Consider the following 18,993-nt stretch of genomic DNA (forward strand, 5'->3'; position numbering starts at 1 on the left):
ACGGGGTTGGACTGATGCATCAGTCCAACCCCGTTTCCGTGCGTTTTCTCTCACTTAATAGATTCGCTCGACCTCGCGTTGCTCTTTTCGGGATGCGGTATCGTCGTCGGGTAAAATAAATTGCATCGGTTTACCAACCTGTTCGGGTAGCAACGCAAATTCCAGTACCTGATCAACCGTATCTACGTAATGAAATTTCAACTCTTTGATATAGGTCTGATTGATCTCTTCGATATCTTTTCGGTTCTTCGAACACAAGATAATCTCTTTCACGCCGGCCCGGTTAGCCGCCAGAATCTTTTCTTTGATACCACCTACCGGAAGAACCTTGCCGCGCAAGGTAATTTCACCAGTCATGGCCAGATACGGTCGCACCTTCCGCTGGGTGTAGATGGATGTCATCGACGTCAGCATCGTGATACCCGCTGATGGACCGTCTTTCGGAACGGCACCGGCCGGAATGTGAATATGCAGATCGTAATTACTGAAAATCCGGTAGTCTATTCCTAACGTATCGGCATGCGCTTTCAGGTAAGAAAGGGCCGTAATGGCCGATTCTTTCATGACGTCGCCAAGCTGTCCGGACAAGGTCAACACCCCTTTGCCCCGGCTTAGACTGGATTCGATCAGCAGGATTTCGCCACCGACCTGTGTCCAGGCGAGACCGGTAACAATACCCGCAATGTCGTCGTCGGCGTACAGCTCTTTGTCAAAGATCTCGGCACCAAGCATTTTGGGAATATCAGCCGCTTTGATCGTATGGTTGTACTCTTCCTCCATCGCGATCGACTTCGCCACTTTCCGAACTAAGGCACCAATTTTTTGCTCTAGATTACGTACTCCCGACTCACGCGTGTAGCCTTCAATGATACGTAAAACGGCTTTATCTTCGATAACCAGATCTTTCGGTTTCAGGCCATGATCTTTCCGTTGCTTTGGAATCAGGTACTTTTTGGCAATCTGTACTTTTTCTTCAACAGTATACCCAGCGATATCAATGATTTCCATCCGATCACGTAGCGCGGGGTGGATGGTATCCAATGAATTCGCTGTGGCTATGAACAACACGCGCGACAGATCGAACTCTGTTTCGAGATAATTGTCCATAAACGTTGAGTTCTGTTCCGGATCGAGTACCTCCAGCAGCGCCGATGATGGGTCACCCCGGAAGTCAGAGCTAACCTTGTCGATTTCATCCAGAATAAACACCGGATTTGCAGTGCCGCACTTGCGAATGTTCTGGATAATCTTGCCCGGCATGGCACCGATATACGTTTTCCGGTGACCGCGAATCTCGGCTTCATCGTGCACCCCGCCCAGGGCCATACGGCTATACTTACGGCCTAGCGCTTTAGCAACCGACTTACCCAACGAGGTTTTACCAACGCCGGGAGGGCCATAAAGACACAGAATGGGCGCTTTCATGTCGTTCTTCAGTTTCAGAACGGCGAGGTACTCAATGATCCGTTCTTTCACTTTCTCGAGCCCGAAATGATCGGTATCCAGAATTTTCTGCGCCCGTTTCAGGTCGAAATTATCCTTTGTGTATTCGTTCCAGGGCAAATCAACCATCAGCTCGATGTAATTCATCGTAACCGGGTATTCCGGAGCCATGGGGTTGATACGCTGCAACTTATTAAGTTCTTTCTCAAAGTGAGCACGAACCTCGGTCGGCCATTTCTTGGCGTCAGCTTTTATGCGTAGCTCATCGATGTCGCGGTCGGGATTATCCATGCCCAACTCGTCCTGCAGCACCTTCATTTGCTGGCGCAGGTAATAATCACGCTGCTGCTGGTCGAGGTCAGACGACGCTTTCGATTGGATTTCGCGCTTTAACTCAAGCAATTGCACTTCCCGGAGCATATATTCCAGCAAGAGGTTAGCCTGTTGGTTGCCTTCCAGGGTTTCGAGCAGGCGCTGCTTATCCGCTACGTCGGCGTTGATGTTCGAGGACAGAAAGTGCAGCAAAAAGGTTGGACTCTCGATGTTATCCAAAGCAATGCGGGCCTCCTGCGGAATCTCAGGATTGAGACGTAACATCTTGTAGGCCGCATCCTTCAACGATTGAAGCAGTGCTTTTCCTTCTTTCTTGTTCACATTCGGAAATACGTCGTCAATCTGGCGAACCTTGGCCGTCATGTACGGGTCTTCCTGAGTGATTTGCTGAATTTCGAAGCGCTTTTTACCCTGAATGATAATGGTAATATTACCATCGGGCAGCGTAATCATCTTAATAATATAAGCTACTGTGCCGAACCGATATAGATCGTCGACAGTAGGTTCATCTTTCTGCTGATTCAATTGGGCGGTCACGCCGATTATTCGGTTGCCTTTGTAAGCTTTTTTGACCAGCCGTATCGATTTCGAGCGTCCCACCGTAACGGGAATCACCATGCCTGGAAACAACACAGTATTCCGAACCGGCAAAATGGGCAGGTTCGCTGGAAGGTCATAATCATCATCCAAACCCTCCGGCGATCCTAGTGGAACAATCTCCAGATTGTCCGAGTCGAAATCGGCCAGCAACAAACGGGTAGTTAACTCTTTATTTGAAATCATAAGTGCACTGCCAATGTGACAGCTTTCATTACATGTAGGTGTCTGTTACTTGCAGAAAAGTCAGGGGATAAAGTACTCGCAAGGCCTGTGCCAGTTCGTTCTCTTCTGACGAGACGGCGGACCCGGCGTTACTCTCACAAAATAACTAAACTAGCAACCCATAGCCCTAATAAATTTATTAATCAGAAAGAAATGTCCTGAATGGGCTGGTTTTTGCGAAAAACAAACGTTTTTTTCTGGCCAAGGTAGTTTATGTTAACCATATTGACCTGATCGTCAAAGGTCTCCATCAACACATTCTGCTTCAGTAAACCTCCCTTGAAAGGTTCGGCATAAGGCATTTCGAGATAGAGCCAGTTGGCATCAGCTTCGACCTCATGTCCCACATAATCAAAGGGTTTGGTCTGTTTTTGGGCATTTACGTAGGCAAAGTGGGAACGGATGTATTTTTCGATTAATGGACCGTTTTTATCGCTTGAACGGTCTGCCGAAGGCGTACTTGATAAATGAACTTTAGTTTTATATTCCTCCGAAAGTGCCTTCTCGAAGTCATCCGTAAAAATCCGAATGCTGATTTCAAAGACACGGTTTTTTTGATTGTACTGCATCTGCGTAACGCTGGCATGGAAGTCATGAAGCGTTAAGGGCCGGCCGCCAAATAGACAACCGGCCACAATAAACAATATGAGAAAACGAAGCTTTACCCCTTTCAAGATCTAGAAAACAGCTTTAAATACATCGTTGAAGATAGCAAAGGCCATCAGTCCCAACAAGATGACCATACCCACCCGTTGCGCTGCTTCCAGAAAGCGATCAGAAGGCTTGCGACCCGAAATGATCTCATAACTCAGGATCGTAGCGTGTCCACCGTCTAAAGCCGGAATGGGAAGCGCATTCATAAATGCAAGTGCCATCGACAGTAGTCCGGTAACTGTCCAGAAGCGATCCCATACCCAGATTCCGCCAAACAAATTCTGAGCAATACCAATCGGGCCACTTAGCGCTTTCGACGCCGAAACTTCACCCCGGAATATCTTGCCGAATCCTTTTATGTTGTCGTAAACGACCTGAAAGGCTCGTTGCGTACCAACTGATATGGCCTCTCCGAAGGTATATTCCTGAGTCGTGAGTTTAAGCAGAAATTCAGGATAAAAGCCGATTGTGCCCTCTTCAGTGGTGGTCATCTTGAGCGTTACGTCCTGCCCATTTCGGTTAACACCCATAGTGACGGGTTTGCGCTTAAGCGGTTTGACAAGTTCAGTAAATTCGTGGTAGAAACGAATTGGCTTGCCGTTAACGCTCGTGATTACGTCGCCTGCTTTTAAGCCTGCTTTTTCGGCGGGCTGTCCGGGGGCTATCTCCTTAACTTTAAAGGGTTCAATAGGCTCGATGAACTGCAACGCTTTTTTCTTGTCTACTAACTTATCGACAAAATCATTGGGAATATCGATGTCAATGAGTTGGCCATTGCGCTCAACCGTGTACGAACTGTTTGTGCCGAGAAAGACATTAGAAACGTCAAGCGCTTCTTCAAAATTGGTAATCTCCTTGCCGTTGACCTTCACAATTTTATCACCCGTACGCAAGCCGATGCTCTTAGCCAAGTCGTAAGCTACTATACCATACTTAGCGTCTTTGGCAGCCAGATACGTATGCCCATTTTTGTACGACAGAACCACAAAAATCAGAATACCGACAATTACGTTAACGATAATACCGCCGAGCATAACGATAAGGCGCTGCCAGGCTGGTTTAGCTCTAAATTCGTAGGGTTGGGGTTCCGTTAGCGTATGAGCGGTATCCAGCGACTCGTCAATCATACCGGTAATTTTAACAAAGCCACCTAGCGGAATAGCTCCGACTCCGTATTCTGTTTCACCCCGTTTAATGCTCCATATCTTGGGTGGGAAACCAATAAAATATTGCTCAACGCGCATGCCGAACGCCTTTGCCGCCAGCAAGTGCCCTAATTCATGTAAGCCTACTAAAATGGACAAGCCCAGAATGAGCTGCCCTGCCATCACTAAAATTTCCATTTATTCAGAACTGAGGTAATACGGATTTACAAATGAGCAAACTGGACTAGTTACTTCGAACGACGTTTAAGTGCTCTGAGTAGGAAAACGCCAAGCGCAATGCCAATAACAAACCAAAGCCAGTATTCCATCTACTTGAAAACGTTGGGGATAACACTTACTGTACAAACACCTAAACCAAAGTTTTGATTCGCTCAGCCGCTAATCGTCGAACTTCGTCGTCGCTACGTACGTAATCATCGTACACGGGTTGTTGAACAAAGGTCGCTTTGGCCAGACAAGACGCAATAATCTCCGAAATCTCGAGGAAACCAATCTGGTCGTGTAGGAAAGCATCAACGGCAACCTCATTGGCGGCATTGATAATGCAAGGAGCATTACCCCCTCGCGCCAGTGCCTCGAACGCCAACCGCAAGTTAGAGAACGTATCCATATCGGGCTGCTCAAATGTGAGGGACGGATAATCCAGGAAGTTAAAGCGCGGAAAATCAGATTTTAAACGGTTGGGATATCCCAACGCGAATTGAATGGGCAGGCGCATATCGGGTAAGCCCATCTGTGCTTTCAAGCTTCCATCTTCAAACTGCACCAGCGAATGAATGATGCTCTGCGGGTGAACCACTACGTCGACTTGATCAGGCCGAAGTCCAAACAGCCACTTGGCCTCGATGACCTCCAACCCTTTATTCATTAAGGTAGCCGAATCGATGGTAATTTTAGCACCCATTGTCCAGTTCGGATGTTTCAGGGCCTGCGCTTTGGTCACCGTTGCCAGGAACTCGCGTGATTTACCCCTGAATGGACCGCCGGAAGCCGTCAGAATTATTTTCTCAATCGGGTTATGAAATTCACCAACCAGGCACTGGAAAATTGCCGAGTGCTCCGAGTCGACCGGGTAGATGTTCACACCCTTTTGGGCGGCTAGCTGCGTAATCAGTTCGCCAGCCACTACCAGCGTTTCTTTATTGGCCAGAGCAATGGATTTACCGGCTTCTATTGCTTTGATCGTGGGTAGTAGACCCGCGTAACCGACCATGGCGGTAAGCACCATATCAACGGTATCCATCTGAACGACGGAAGCAATCGCCTTGAGCCCGGCATATACCTTTATTCCCAGCGGGTCGAGGGCTGAAAACACCTGGTCATAGCGATCTTCATTGCAGATGACAACTACGTTCGGCTTCAACTCGATGGCCTGCTGAATAAGTAAGTCAGCATTGGTATTGGTCGTCAGCACCTCCGCCTGAAACTGGTCAGGATGAGCTTTTATCACCTCTACGGCCTGCGTTCCGATGGAGCCGGTCGAGCCAAGAATGGCGATATGGCGTTTTTTAATGTTGGTCATGTTGTCTTCAGCAAATCAAAGTTGACTCTAACGTTCAACTCTTCTTCAATGGCTCGGATATAATAGATCGTGCTACGATATCGAGGTGATCTTAATCTCCAGTCTATAAAGTCCTGATTTGATAGTCCAGACAGAGCGATCTCCTCTTGTATTCGCTGTATATAATATACCCGTTGTTTGGCTAACTCCTCATCATCGAGCTTCAAATAATCTCTTAGATTTCGAGCCTCAATATCATTCTCATGAGCAAGTATATAACGTCCTCTATCGTATATAATGCGAGTCTCAAAATCTTCCTCCGTAGGGTGCATCAGTGGTTGATGCTTATTCCAACGTGCTGTCTTTCCTTTTTCTACATTCCATTGGGACTTAACCAGAAACCAATTTTGATACCCGTCCTGATCAGTTGGTTTAAGTGACGGATCAAAATGTTCTACATCTGCTTTATCTGCCCGGCCAAGGTATTCTTCGGTATACGCGCAAATATGATTTTGCTCTTCTCTCAGAAGCTCAGCAATACGCTTACCGTCACCTTTTTGATATGATAAGCCTTCTTTCAAAATGAGCGAATCTGAATTCTTCTTAATTCGTCTCATCAGCACTCGTTGCAGAAAAATTATACTTGTTTCCAAGGACTGACCGCTCAGCAATTAACTCCATCTTACGTTCAGTATTTGGCTCTTTTTTGATCTTTGTAGTTAGATCAAGATAATGTCTATATGCTTCAACACCTTCGTCCAACATTAATGGACTCATACCGAAATCTTGTCTCAATACGTCATTCGGGTCATCGCCAACTGGAGCCACACCATTATGACATTCTACCTCACCATTTTCATTGAAATACAATATGAACCGTTCACATGGCTCAAAAGCTGATGCAATAATTGGAGAGTGAGTAGCAAAGAAGAATTGTGCTTCAGGCGCAAGCGAAGTGTAATATTTAACTAAGTCGCGTTGAATATCAGGAAATAAGGAACGTTCTGGCTCGTCAAATAGAATAACTCCTCTGTTAGTTCGACTTTTATAGATAGAGATAGCGGTTACTAATAGCTGCTTTGTTCCTGTGCTTAAAGTGTCATAGGTTAAGTGCGTACCACTTTTGGTCTTTATAACTATTGGTGCCTCAGTGCCTTCTATGTCAACTTCTAAAAAGAAATTTTCTAACATCGGGTTTAGACAGTTATCAGCTATATCAATTTTAGGGTTAGGATTCTCTTCTTGCCATTTTCTTAAATTATCGGCTAATCGATTTGGAGAAAAACTGCCATTTTTTTGAATTAGGTTAATTGCTATTTTTTTTAAATTTTCATCATATTTATCTATATCATTTAGCAAGTAACTCCATAAATAGCGGCTATCTAAAGATTGTAAAGCCATTACTTTTGAACTAGTTAATTTAAACGTGGCCTCTTCTCTTTTTTCGTTAGCTAGAAAAACGTCATTACTATTTGCTACATAAGTTTTGTCTCCAAAAATACTTTCGTTTCTATTAGCAGTTAGAGTATACGAATGATTGATAGAAGAATCATCTATATATAAACACAGTTTGTCAATTGTTTCAATGTCCTCTTGTATTTGGGATTCTAGTAGCCACTCGATACTGCTTGAGATAACCGATAAATTTTCAAAAAGGCTGTCTTCGTAGTTCTTGAAGATACGATGATCCAACCGAATAGTTTTCCCATTTGTATCTGCCGTCACTGCTACTTTTTCGAATATGCGGTAAGGATCTACAGAGTGAGCTCTGGCAAGTTGCTTTCTTTTAAGGAGCTGATACCCGTCGTCATTAATCGTAAAAAAATTCCAAATAATATTTAATAACGTCGTTTTTCCAGTTCCACTCTGTCCTATAAAGCATACTTTTTCTAATGGTTGACCTCCTTTTGGATGGTCAGCGGGATAAGTAAAATCAAAATTTATATTTTTAAACTGACGATAATCACTAATGTCAATGCCAGTTATTTTCATTGTCTAAGCCGTTTTAAGAATTTATAATAACCCATCTGCGATGTTTCGGTCGTTAGCCAGGCGGGGTACTTTGTTTTGGCCACCTAATTTACCCTGCGACTTCATATACCGTTGAAAAGCACCGCGCGGCAGACTCGTTAGCTTCAGCGGTTGCAAGATGGCACCTGTGATGAGGTCGTCGTAATATACATTAAGTTTGATCAGGTGCTTATCCAGGTCGCGGGCGAAGGCAGTAGCGTCGTTAGGCGGAGTCGCAAACTCTACGAACCATTCATGATAGGGGAGGCCTTCCTTCGGGCTAACCATGGGGGCAACCGTAAACTCAACCACCTCCGCTTCGGGATGTTGCTGCATCGCGTACTGTAACGCTTTTTCAACTTCTTCGCCAATAACGTGCTCGCCGAAAGCTGAAATAAAATGCTTGATACGTCCCGTTACAAGTAATCGATATGGATCACGAGACACAAACTTCACCGTATCGCCAATCGAGTAGCCCCACAAACCCGCGTTGTTATTGATGATTACTGCGTAATTCTTACCCAGCTCCACCTCGTCAATTGTGAGTCGGCGCGGGTTTTCGGTAAAGTACTCGTCGGCGGCAATGAACTCGAAAAAGATGCCGCTGTCGAGCAGCATCAATAAGCCTTCCTCGGTCTGCGTATCCTGAAAGGCAATGAAGCCCTCCGAGGCTGGATACGTTTCGATCGAATCGATGCGTTTGCCAATACTTTCGTAAAGTTTGGCACGATATGGCTCGAAATTGACGCCACCGTAGACAAACACCGAAAAATCAGGGAAGACATCTTTGATCATCTTGCCGGTACGCTCCTGAATTCGGTCGAAGTACATCTGCACCCAGGGCGGTATGCCCGAGATGAGCGACATCGGCTGCGTTAACGTTTCATCAATGATACGTTCCAGCTTGGTTTCCCAATCGTCGATGGTATTGGTTTCGTAGCTGGGCAACTGATTGGTACGTAGATACGCTGGTACGTGGTGATTGGCAATACCCGATAGTCGGCCAATGTTAATCCCTGCTTTCTGATCGAGTTCGGGGCTACCGGAGAGGAAAATCAGCTTCTTATCCAGAAAAGCGCCGTTGCCAGTTTCGTGAATATAATTCAGCAGGGCATCGCGGGCCGAGTCAATATGGTTCGGAATCGAGTCGCGAGTGATGGGAATGTATTTCGTTCCGGAAGTTGTACCCGACGTTTTAGCGAAGTATAAAGGCTTTCCTTTCCAGAGTATATCGGTGCCTCCGGCCAGAATTTGCTCGACATAAGGCTTTAACTCTTCGTAATCGCGAACGGGAACAGCTTGGCGAAATTCGTCAACTGATTGAATGTCATGAAAGTGATGGTCGCGGCCAAACACCGTATTACGTCCTTCTGCTACTAACCGCCTGAACCAGCGCTGCTGGGATTCGGCCGGCTGGTACATCCAGTCGCGCTGCCGTTCTACGACCCACTTGGCCAATGGTTTACTCAATACCGAACGAATTCCCATGATTTCGCAAAAGTAATGTATAATAGACAATGAATAATGCAAAATGGGTTGTGCTTGAATGAACGGCATATACCGGTGTTTTTGGGTAACCCATTACTCATATGTCTGATTGTCATTTGAAAAATAGCGTGTTCTATTCAAGGGGGGGCGTAGTTTGTCTTGAATAATCTATATTTTTGCAAACCTTTCAAAAAACTGTACGCGCATTAAGGCCTAATAGCCAACCTGAAATGGGACTTTTCAATTTTTTAACCAGCGACATTGCGATTGACCTGGGCACGGCGAATACCTTGATTATTCACAAGGATCGGATTGTGGTGGATGAGCCTTCGATTATAGCAATGGACAAAGTCAGCGGTAAAGTGCTGGCTATTGGCCACAAGGCCATGCAGATGCATGAAAAGACCAATGAAAATATCAAGACAATTCGCCCGCTAAAAGACGGGGTAATTGCCGATTTTACGGCCGCCGAACTAATGATTCGGGGCATGATTAAGATGATCGATACCGGCAGTAAGCTGTTTTCGCCTTCGCACCGGATGGTCATCTGTATTCCTTCCGGCATTACCGAAGTGGAAAAGCGAGCCGTTAAAGACTCGGCTGAACACGCTGGTGCCAAAGAAGTATACATGGTGCACGAGCCAATTGCAGCCGCTATTGGCATTGGCATTGACATTACGCAGCCCAATGGCACAATGATTGTCGATATTGGGGGCGGAACGACTGAAATTGCAGTAATTGCCCTGTCGGGGATTGTGTGCGAACAGTCGATACGTATCGCAGGCGACGTATTCACCCGCGATATTGTTGATTACATGCGTCGGGAGCACAATTTGCTCATCGGGGAGCGATCGGCTGAGCAGATCAAGATGGAAGTTGGGTCGGCGCTGCCCGAACTCGATAATCCACCGTCTGATTATGAAATCCGGGGCCGTGATTTGATGACGGGTATTCCGAAAGAGATTAAGGTTACGTACAGCGAAATCGCGTACGCACTCGACAAATCCATCTCGAAGATTGAGGAGGCTACTATGAAAGCCCTCGAGATTTCGCCCCCGGAGCTGTCGGCCGATATTTATACGAACGGTATTCACCTGACCGGAGGTGGCGCTCTCCTGCACGGGCTGGACAAGCGATTAGGTGCAAAAACCAAACTGCCAATTCACGTAGCCGATGATCCGCTCAAGGCGGTTGTGAAAGGTACCGGCGAAGTGATTAAAAACCTGGATATGTACCGGTCGGTACTAATTAGCTAAGAAGTCAGACATGTAGCCTGGGAATTAGTCTGGATAGCTGAGGATAGGCTTCCGGACTGATTTCCAGGCTACAGTTTTTAATCTAATGGGAGAGTTAGTTGACTTTTTCCTTCGAAGTCGAAACTTCATCTTGTTCGTGTTGCTGGAAGTCCTTTGCTTTTACTTCATCATTAACACGAGCAATTACTGGAGTGCTACGTATTTTAATACGTCGAATCGCTACGCAGCTCAGGTTCTGGCGTGGTCGAACGCAGCCAATGAGTACGCCAGCCTGCGCCAGGTAAACGCTGACTTAGCTCAGGAGAATCAACGTCTTCGCGATCGATTAACCAAATTGCTTCAGAGTAAGCCCGCGGCACCCGACGAATATCAGGCCGACTCCGCCTTCGCCAACCGGTTCAAGTTTACAGTGGCTAAAGTGGTGAACAACACCACGCAGTTTGCCAACAACTACATTACCATCGATAAGGGTACGGATGACGGGATTCGGCCCGGCATGGGTGTTATTTCACCGACGGGTGTGGTGGGTCGCGTGAAAACGTGTAATCAGCATTTTTCAGTAGTTACCTCAATTCTACATTCCAGTTTCCTGGTGTCATCGGCGTTGACAAAAGCGGAAGAGATCGGAACCGCACGCTGGGATGGAGTAGACCCGCACCTGATAAAGCTAAACGATATTTCGCTCACCAAGCCCGTCAGCAAAGGGGATTCGGTGGTGACGTCGGAGCGTAATTCAACGTTCCCGCCTGGCATCCTGGTTGGCCGCGTTCGAAGCATTGGCGTTCAGCCAAACCGGGTTTTCCATGACATTACGCTGGACCTGTCTACCAACTTCAGTAGTCTGGCATTTGTGTATGTCGTAGAAAATAGCCTGCAAGGCGAGCAGGAGCAATTAGAAAAACAGGTAGAAACTGAAAAATAAGTTTTCAGGTAACGGGTTGTTCAGAAGACGACTCACTCCGCCACTCACTATTGACCGTTTGATTACAGCATGACCCTGCGCGAAATAATTACGACTACCCTACTTTTCGTGCTGTATTTAGCCCTGCAGATTTTGCTTGCGCGAAATATTGTCTTATTCGATTATGCGTTCTGCTTTATTTATATCGCCTGCATCCTGCTGTTACCCAATGAGATGAGCATGACCTGGTTGCTGTTGATTGGATTTGCTACGGGTATCATCATCGATACGTTCTATAACACGCTGGGCATGCACGCTGCCGCTACGGTACTAATGGCCTATTGTCGCCCGTTGGTCGTTCGAGCCCAGATTGATGTTCCAGGTATGGAATCCCGAATCGAATTCTCGTTGCAGGAACTCGGTACAGGGCCTTTTTTTCGGTACGTGTTTATAATGGCGTTAATTCACCACTCGGCGTTGTTTTTTATTGAAGCCAGTAGCGTAGCGTTACTGATTCCTACGCTGATTCGGGTAGCGGCCAGTACGTTGCTAACCAGCGTAAGTGTGTTATTGATTCAATTCTTCACAAGAAACTAACATGGCTGAAACACTCATCATTCCTCAGACTGCCGACCGCAGAGCCGTTTATGATTCGTTGCTGCCGCAGATCGCTGCCCTCGTCGAAGGCGAATCTGATCTGATCGCAAACCTGGCGAATATAACGGCTGCGCTTAAAGAGGCATTCGGATTCTTCTGGGTCGGTTTCTATTTGAAAAAGGAGAACCAGCTCGTGCTGGGTCCGTTTCAGGGACCAATCGCCTGTACACGTATTGCCTTTGATAAGGGTGTTTGCGGGGCAGCTTATACGCGCCAGGAGACGATTTTAGTGCCGGACGTTGAGCAATTTCCTGGCCATATTGCCTGCAGTTCGGCTTCAAAGTCTGAGGTAGTCGTCCCTGTCTTTAACCAGGCTGGTGAAGTCGTTATGGTGCTGGATGTTGACAGTGACCAGCTCGATGATTTTAGCCAGGTCGACGTTGAAGGGCTTGAGCAGGTAGCCAACTTAATTTCAACGGTTTACTGAGATAAGGTCAGGCAGTAAAGTTTACAGACTGGTGTCTTTTTCTGTAAACCCTGCAACACCATGTCTTCTTCGTTTTCGCGTCGGTCGTTTGTACAGAAGGCGTCACTCGCAACCGCGGCTGCTATTGCCGCTCCTACAATTCTTACGGCTAAGTCCGGCCGGAGTACCGCCGAAGCCGCTCTGATTGGTCATAACGGTTTCCGATACCGGGTGGTGCCCGGCTGGGGCTTGTTAGACGCCGGTAAAAATCCCGTAAATGATTGTCACGAAATGGTGCAGGATACCAAAGGGCGTATTCTGATGCTTACCAACGAGACAAAAAATAATATACTCGTTTACGATAAGTCGGGTGAACTGCTCGAAAGCTGGGGACACGAGTACCCCGGTGGTCATGGCCTTAGCATAGGGGGTGAAGGCAATGACCAATATCTGCTCATTTGCGATACGGATCGCAATCAGGTCATCAAAACGGACCTAAAAGGACGCGAGTTATTAAAACTGGACTATCCGAAGGAAACCGGAAAATACGCTTATCCTGGCCAGTTCAAGCCGACAGAAACCGCTGTTAATCCGGCCAATGACGATATTTACGTAGTGGATGGCTACGGACTCAATTACGTCATGCAGTACGATCGGACCGGTAAGCTAATTCGCTACTGGGGCGGTAAAGGCGAGGCCGTTGATACATTCGACTGCTGCCACGGAATTGTCGTTGACCGACGTAACGCCAGCAGCCCCACTCTCTTAATTACTGATCGCCGACGTAACGCCCTGAAGCGGTTTTCGCTGGATGGGAAATACCTGGCGACGATCGCCTTACCGGGGTCATACATCTGCCGCCCGGTGATCCACGGCCAAAATATCTACGGAGCCGTTTTTCGGAGTACGTCGGACTCGTATCCTGATTCGGGCTATATTCAGATATTGGACAAAAACGATCGGGTTGTATCGACGCCCGGCGGCTCAGAACCTATATACCAGGGCGATAAACTGGCTGAGCAGCGTAAAGACCGTAGTACGTCCACGTTCCTCCATCCGCACGACGTACTTGTGGACGCCGATGAGAACGTGTACGTAGCGCAGTGGAATTCTAAGAAAACGTATCCCATCAAACTGGAGCGAGTCGCCTGACCAGACCTACCCGTATGAACACCTTACTTCTTCTGCAAGCTGTCTCGTCGCAACCGGCCGATTGGGTCTTGTTCTTTGGCCGCTTTCATCCGGTAATTGTCCATTTGCCTATTGGCTTTCTGGTAGTAGCTGCCATTCTGGAAATTGGCAGGCGACTGGGTAAAGTGAGCGTTAGCGAATCGGCAATCACGAGCGTCTTGTTCTGGTCGGCGGTGAGCGCAACGGTAGCGTGTGCGTTGGGCTATCTGCTATCGCTGGGGGGCGGCTACGAAGAAGAGATTCTGGACGAACACATGTGGCAGGGCATTGGTGTAGCCGCGTTTGCCTGGATTGCCTGGGCTGTTAAATCTGATGCGTTCGGCCACCGCATTCCGGCCGGGTCCGTTCTGTACGTACCAGCCTTAGGGCTGGCGCTGGTGTTGCTGATTGCAGCTGGTCACCACGGCGGGGCGCTCACGCACGGGTCAGGTTACCTAACTCAATTTACCCCCGAACCTTTACGGACCTTAGCGGGTATACCGCCCCGTAGGCGGGAAATCGCCGTTAAGCCAATTACGGACGTAAACCAGGCACTGGTGTATGAGCAGATTGTGAATCCGATTTTGCAAAGCCGCTGTGTGCAGTGCCATAACGCCGAAAAATCGAAAGGCGATCTGCGGTTCGATACCCCCGACATGGTCAAAAAAGGTGGTGAAGATGGGCCTGTGTTCGTGGCGGGTAAGGCAACCGATAGTGAACTGATTAAACGCTGCTTACTGCCCGAGGAAGACGATCATCACATGCCGCCCAAAGGGAAGAACCAACTCACCGAAGGGCAAATTGCATTACTGACCTGGTGGATCGATCAGGGTGCTCCTTTCGACAAAAAGGTCTCAGAGGTAAAAGTTACCGATGCCATTCGGCCTGTATTGGCTTCATTAGCTACAGGTGGTTCTAGCGCAACGGGTGGAGCATCGGTTGCGTCGGGTCCTGCCCCCCAGTCTCCCGTGCTGACTATGAAAGTTCCGGCCGCTGATGTAAAGGCGGTTGACGAGTTACGGAAAACGGGCTTGCTGGTACTTCCTCTCTCAAAAGAACAGAATCAAGTCGAAGTGAGCGCCGTAAACGCCCGGACATTCAACGATGCGCAGGCGGTTTTACTGCCTAAGTTAAGCGAACAGATTGTTTGGTTGCGGCTGGGCGATACGGATATATCAGACGTAACGCTGGCTCAGGTTGCTAAACTTAAGAATCTTCAGAAGCTACACCTCGAGCAAACTGACGTAACAGACGCAGGGCTTAGTCAATTAAAAGGTCTGACGAATTTGGAGTACCTGAATCTATACGGTACCTCAATTTCAGACGCGGGTTTAGCCGAAATAGCGCAGTTGAAAAGTCTGAAAACGGTGTACTTGTGGCAAACGAAAGTAACCGAACAGGGATTGGCAACCTTAAAAAAGACAAGGCCTTCGGTAGAGGTTGTGGGCGGGATCAATGAGCAGACCGTCGCTGAATTTGCCAAAGCGGCTGAAGCTAAAGCAGACGAACCCAAAAAGAACTAATCTCGAAATACGTCAACCCTACAGGAAGAGCCCACAGGATAGTGATACGTGCTTTCTGTGACTTAATTAATGATAGGTCAATTTTGAACAGAAAGAAGATAGTATTGTCTCATTTTGTGGGGATTTCTTTGGTATTTTTGTTGATTCGATTCATTATCAACGCAATCTGTCCGTATGCGTAACTGGTCTGACACACGATTTAGGTATGCTCTTCTTAGCTCGGCTGCAATCCTGTTCGGAGCATCAGTCTGGTTAACGGCCTGCCATAAATCGGTTCAGAAAACCCCGGATATACTAGCTGCAGAGGCTGATCTTCCCGAAGCAGTTGACTATAATTTACACGTTAAGCCTATTCTGTCCGACCGTTGTTTCGCCTGTCATGGACCCGATCAGGCTAAACAGCAGGCAGGTTTGCGGCTCGACACACCCGAGGGCGCTTACGAAGCCTTAACAAAAAGTGGCCATAAGGCCATCGTACCCGGTGACCTGGGTGGTAGTGAGCTGGTCCGGCGGATTCTGAGTAGCGATCCAGACGTAATGATGCCTACCCCGGAGTCGAACCTGAGCTTAAACGCTCAGGAAAAAGCCATGTTGATCCGATGGGTCGAGCAGGGCGCTGCCTACAAAGAACACTGGTCGTTGATTGCGCCAACTTTACCTGAACTTCCTAAGGTGAAGGACGTAAACTGGGTGAAAAACGATATTGACCGATTTGTTCTGGCCCAGCAGGAATCCAGAAAATTAACGCATTCAGCCGAGGCCGATATGACGACGCTGTTACGTCGCGTCAGTCTGGACCTGACGGGGCTGCCGCCCACGCCGGATGAGGTGGATGCGTTTCTGGCCGATACATCACCGAACGCGTATGAGAAGGTAGTCAATCGCCTGCTGAACAGCCCGCATTATGGGGAGCGGCAAGCGGTAGAGTGGCTCGACGTAGCTCGTTACGCCGACACGCATGGCTATCAGGACGATGGCATGCGTACGATGTGGCCCTACCGGGACTGGGTGATTCGGGCGTTCAACCGCAACCTGTCATTCGACCGGTTCGTTACGTGGCAATTAGCCGGTGACCTGCTGCCAAAGCCCAGTAAGGATATGATTCTGGCGACCGCTTTTAACCGGAATCATCAGCAAAGCCAGGAGGGGGGAATTGTGCCGGAGGAGTATCAGGCTGAATACATCGCTGATCGAACTGCTACATTCGGCAAAGCGATGCTGGGCCTGACGGTTGAATGCGCCCGGTGTCACGACCACAAATACGATCCCATCTCACAGAAAGATTATTACTCGCTAGGGGCTTTTTTTGCTCAGAATAACGAATACGGGCAGATTCCGTACAACGGTGAGCCCGCTCCGCACCTTACCTTACCAACGCCCGAAGCAGAGGCTAAGCTGAAATTTATTCGTGAGAAAATGCGAACGGTTGATCAACAACAAACGACCGATCTGAACGCGGGTGCTAAGCAACGCTTTGCTACGTGGCTGGCTCAGGCCCAACGTGATCCGGCTAAAGTATCGCTTCCCGCTGATCAGGGTTTGGCCATCTATGTGCCCTTCGATCAACGTGAAGACGTATTGGCCGATAAGCCGAAAAAGGATGAGCTAACAAAAAAGGGGGACAAGAAGAGTATCGCTAAGGCTGCTGATCCGAAAGCGCCGACTACGCCCCGTATGCGTCGCCTTTACCGGAATATGGCAAATGATACGTTGCCGCTTGAAATGCAGGGCGATCTGGACGCCAAGATTCCGTTTGTTAAAAGCCCGGCCGGAGCCGGTATCCGGTTAGTTGGCGAAAGCTTTGTCCAAATGAAAGGTATTGGTGGGTTTGACGCCTGGACCGGCAAAAGTAAAACGAAGGTTTATCCGCCGGGTTGGTACGAACGCAATCAGCCCTTTACCGTGGGGATTTGGGTCAACGTTCAGGATCCCAAACTGAAAGGTCCTTTATTTAACCGGAGCCTGGGGCCATTTAATGGCTTCAGAGGGTACGAGTGCATTCGGCTTGAGGATGGACGGCTTGCCTTCCGCCTAAGCAATGGCTGGCCCGACGATGCCATCGATGTGGAAACCCTCGACAAACTGCCGCTGAACAAATGGACGTACCTGACCATAACCTACGACGGTACGAGCCAGGCCAGTGGCTTGCATGTCTATACCAACGGTTTTCCAGCGCGTACCCGGGTCGTTACGGATCATCTAACCCAGAGTACGATTTGGGGCAAGAGCAAAACGAATTGGGGTGCCGGAACGCCTAACTTCAGCATTGGTCAGCGTCACGATTACAATTACAAAGGCTACGCGGTAGATGAGCTTCGGGTATACAACCGGAAACTTACTCCGTTAGAAGTGCAAGGTTTGTTTTCGCGACGTGACGAGCTACAGGCTGCACTACGTACCCCAAAGCGCACACCGACTCAACAAGCCGCCCTTTTCGATTACTACGTAACGAATGTAGATCGTTCGGTGCAGGAACGGCGACTGACGCGGGAGCAACAACTAGGCGAAGAAACAAGCATATTAAATGAGCAGATTGATGTGATGGTGATGCGGGAGCGGAAATTCAACCGGCCAACGCATCTGCTCAAACGCGGTGCCTACGACGCGCCCGGTGAAGCGGTTGCTCCAGCTGTGCTTCATAATCTGCCGCCTATTCCCGACAATGTACCGAAAAATCGACTTGGCCTGGCTATGTGGTTGGTACAACCCGATAACCCTTTGTTTAGCCGCGTGATGGTCAATCGGTTCTGGCAGCAATATTTCGGGCAGGGACTGGCCAAAACAAGCGATGATTTTGGTAATCAGGGCGCTTTGCCCAGCCACCCCGAACTGCTGGACTACCTGGCGGTAAAATTCCGACAGTCGGGCTGGAACGTAAAAGCCATGCACAAGCTGATCGTTATGTCGGCGACGTACCGCCAATCGTCGCGTGTGCCCGAAAAAGCGCGCGAGGATGACCTCGACAATACGTATCTGACCCGTGGACCCAGCTACCGGATGTCGGCCGAACAAGTGCGCGATAACGCGTTAGCCGCGAGTGGTTTGTTGAGCCGCAATATCGGTGGGCCAAGTGTTCGCCCGTATCAGCCAGCGGGTATCTGGGAAGCGTTAGCGACACGTAACGCAGTTAAATACGTCCAGAGCAAAGGCGACAGCTTGTATCGCCGGTCGTTGTATACCATGTGGAAACGCTCGTCGCCACCACCGATGATGCTGAATTTCGACGCGGCCGAACGGCACACCTGCATTGTTAAGCGACAGAAGACCAGTACCCCTTTGCAGGCGCTTGTTACACTAAATGATCCTCAATTCGTCGAAGCTGCTCGTGTATTGGCTCAGCGGGCAATGGCTCGTGGCGAGCGGGACGAGAAGCTGCTCGACAATGCCTTTAAGGCTATTGTTAGTCGACCGGCCCGACCGCAGGAGATTCAGTTGATGAAGCAGCTTTATTCGGAAGAACTAGCGGATTTTAGGCGAAATCCGAAGCGGTCGAAGGAATTGCTGTCTGTGGGCGAGTACCCGGTTGACAAAAAGCTTAACCCGACTGAACTGGCTGCCTGGACGGTTGTAGCGAGCACGATCCTAAACTTCGACGAAGCGATTATTAAACGATAACGTATTGTTAATTAATTACAATTGATTAACAATACGTACTAACTGGCT

At 48.4% G+C, this 18,993-nt stretch carries 14 protein-coding genes; 7 read left to right on the forward strand and 7 right to left on the reverse strand.

All coding sequences use genetic code 11. From position 1 onward, the window contains the following. Positions 1-54 precede the first annotated feature (54 nt). From lon to ACYVIY_RS15475, 7 genes are all read right to left on the reverse strand, one after another. The gene (gene lon / locus ACYVIY_RS15445; RefSeq protein WP_460977271.1) at positions 55-2,559 is read right to left on the reverse strand and encodes an endopeptidase La; all 2,505 of its coding nucleotides are present in this window, start codon (positions 2,557-2,559) and stop codon (positions 55-57) included. Positions 2,560-2,741: 182 nt separating this feature from the next. Beyond that, complete coding sequence (locus tag ACYVIY_RS15450; protein WP_460977272.1) at positions 2,742-3,167, reverse strand: DUF6702 family protein; 426 nt, start codon at positions 3,165-3,167, stop codon at positions 2,742-2,744. A 108-nt stretch (positions 3,168-3,275) separates the two neighbouring features. Then, on the reverse strand, positions 3,276-4,595 hold the full coding sequence (gene rseP, locus ACYVIY_RS15455; RefSeq protein WP_460977273.1) for an RIP metalloprotease RseP: 1,320 nt from the start codon (positions 4,593-4,595) through the stop codon (positions 3,276-3,278). A gap of 172 nt (positions 4,596-4,767) precedes the next feature. Next, positions 4,768-5,940, reverse strand: coding sequence for a 1-deoxy-D-xylulose-5-phosphate reductoisomerase (locus tag ACYVIY_RS15460; protein WP_460977274.1), 1,173 nt, complete (start codon positions 5,938-5,940; stop codon positions 4,768-4,770). Further along, the gene (locus ACYVIY_RS15465; RefSeq protein WP_460977275.1) at positions 5,937-6,536 is read right to left on the reverse strand and encodes a hypothetical protein; all 600 of its coding nucleotides are present in this window, start codon (positions 6,534-6,536) and stop codon (positions 5,937-5,939) included. Before ACYVIY_RS15465 ends, ACYVIY_RS15460 begins: the two co-directional genes overlap by 4 nt. Continuing rightward, positions 6,523-7,911, reverse strand: coding sequence for an AAA family ATPase (locus ACYVIY_RS15470; protein ID WP_460977276.1), 1,389 nt, complete (start codon positions 7,909-7,911; stop codon positions 6,523-6,525). Before ACYVIY_RS15470 ends, ACYVIY_RS15465 begins: the two co-directional genes overlap by 14 nt. Positions 7,912-7,932: 21 nt before the next feature. Beyond that, a complete protein-coding gene (locus ACYVIY_RS15475) occupies positions 7,933-9,417 on the reverse strand; it encodes a GH3 auxin-responsive promoter family protein (RefSeq protein ID WP_460977277.1) in 1,485 nt (494 codons plus the stop codon). A gap of 230 nt (positions 9,418-9,647) precedes the next feature. On the opposite strand from ACYVIY_RS15475, the gene ACYVIY_RS15480 reads away from it, so the two are divergent. From ACYVIY_RS15480 to ACYVIY_RS15510, 7 genes are all read left to right on the forward strand, one after another. Beyond that, positions 9,648-10,673 (forward strand): rod shape-determining protein, encoded by a 1,026-nt coding sequence (locus ACYVIY_RS15480; RefSeq protein WP_012930377.1) that lies wholly within the window; start codon positions 9,648-9,650, stop codon positions 10,671-10,673. Positions 10,674-10,758: 85 nt separating this feature from the next. Beyond that, entirely contained in the window at positions 10,759-11,595 is an 837-nt protein-coding gene (gene mreC, locus ACYVIY_RS15485; RefSeq protein WP_460977278.1) for a rod shape-determining protein MreC, read from the forward strand. A gap of 69 nt (positions 11,596-11,664) precedes the next feature. Next, positions 11,665-12,171, forward strand: a complete 507-nt coding sequence (locus ACYVIY_RS15490; protein ID WP_460977279.1) for a hypothetical protein — start codon at positions 11,665-11,667, stop codon at positions 12,169-12,171. A gap of 1 nt (position 12,172) precedes the next feature. Beyond that, complete coding sequence (locus ACYVIY_RS15495; RefSeq protein WP_460977280.1) at positions 12,173-12,658, forward strand: GAF domain-containing protein; 486 nt, start codon at positions 12,173-12,175, stop codon at positions 12,656-12,658. A gap of 60 nt (positions 12,659-12,718) precedes the next feature. Next, a complete protein-coding gene (locus ACYVIY_RS15500) occupies positions 12,719-13,789 on the forward strand; it encodes an NHL repeat-containing protein (protein ID WP_460977281.1) in 1,071 nt (356 codons plus the stop codon). A gap of 14 nt (positions 13,790-13,803) precedes the next feature. After that, positions 13,804-15,330: a c-type cytochrome domain-containing protein gene (locus ACYVIY_RS15505; protein WP_460977282.1), complete on the forward strand. Its 1,527-nt coding sequence runs from the start codon at positions 13,804-13,806 to the stop codon at positions 15,328-15,330. Positions 15,331-15,504: 174 nt separating this feature from the next. Next, a complete protein-coding gene (locus tag ACYVIY_RS15510; RefSeq protein ID WP_460977283.1) occupies positions 15,505-18,945 on the forward strand; it encodes a DUF1553 domain-containing protein in 3,441 nt (1,146 codons plus the stop codon). Positions 18,946-18,993: the final 48 nt, after the last annotated feature.

The organism is Spirosoma knui (assembly GCF_054780635.1).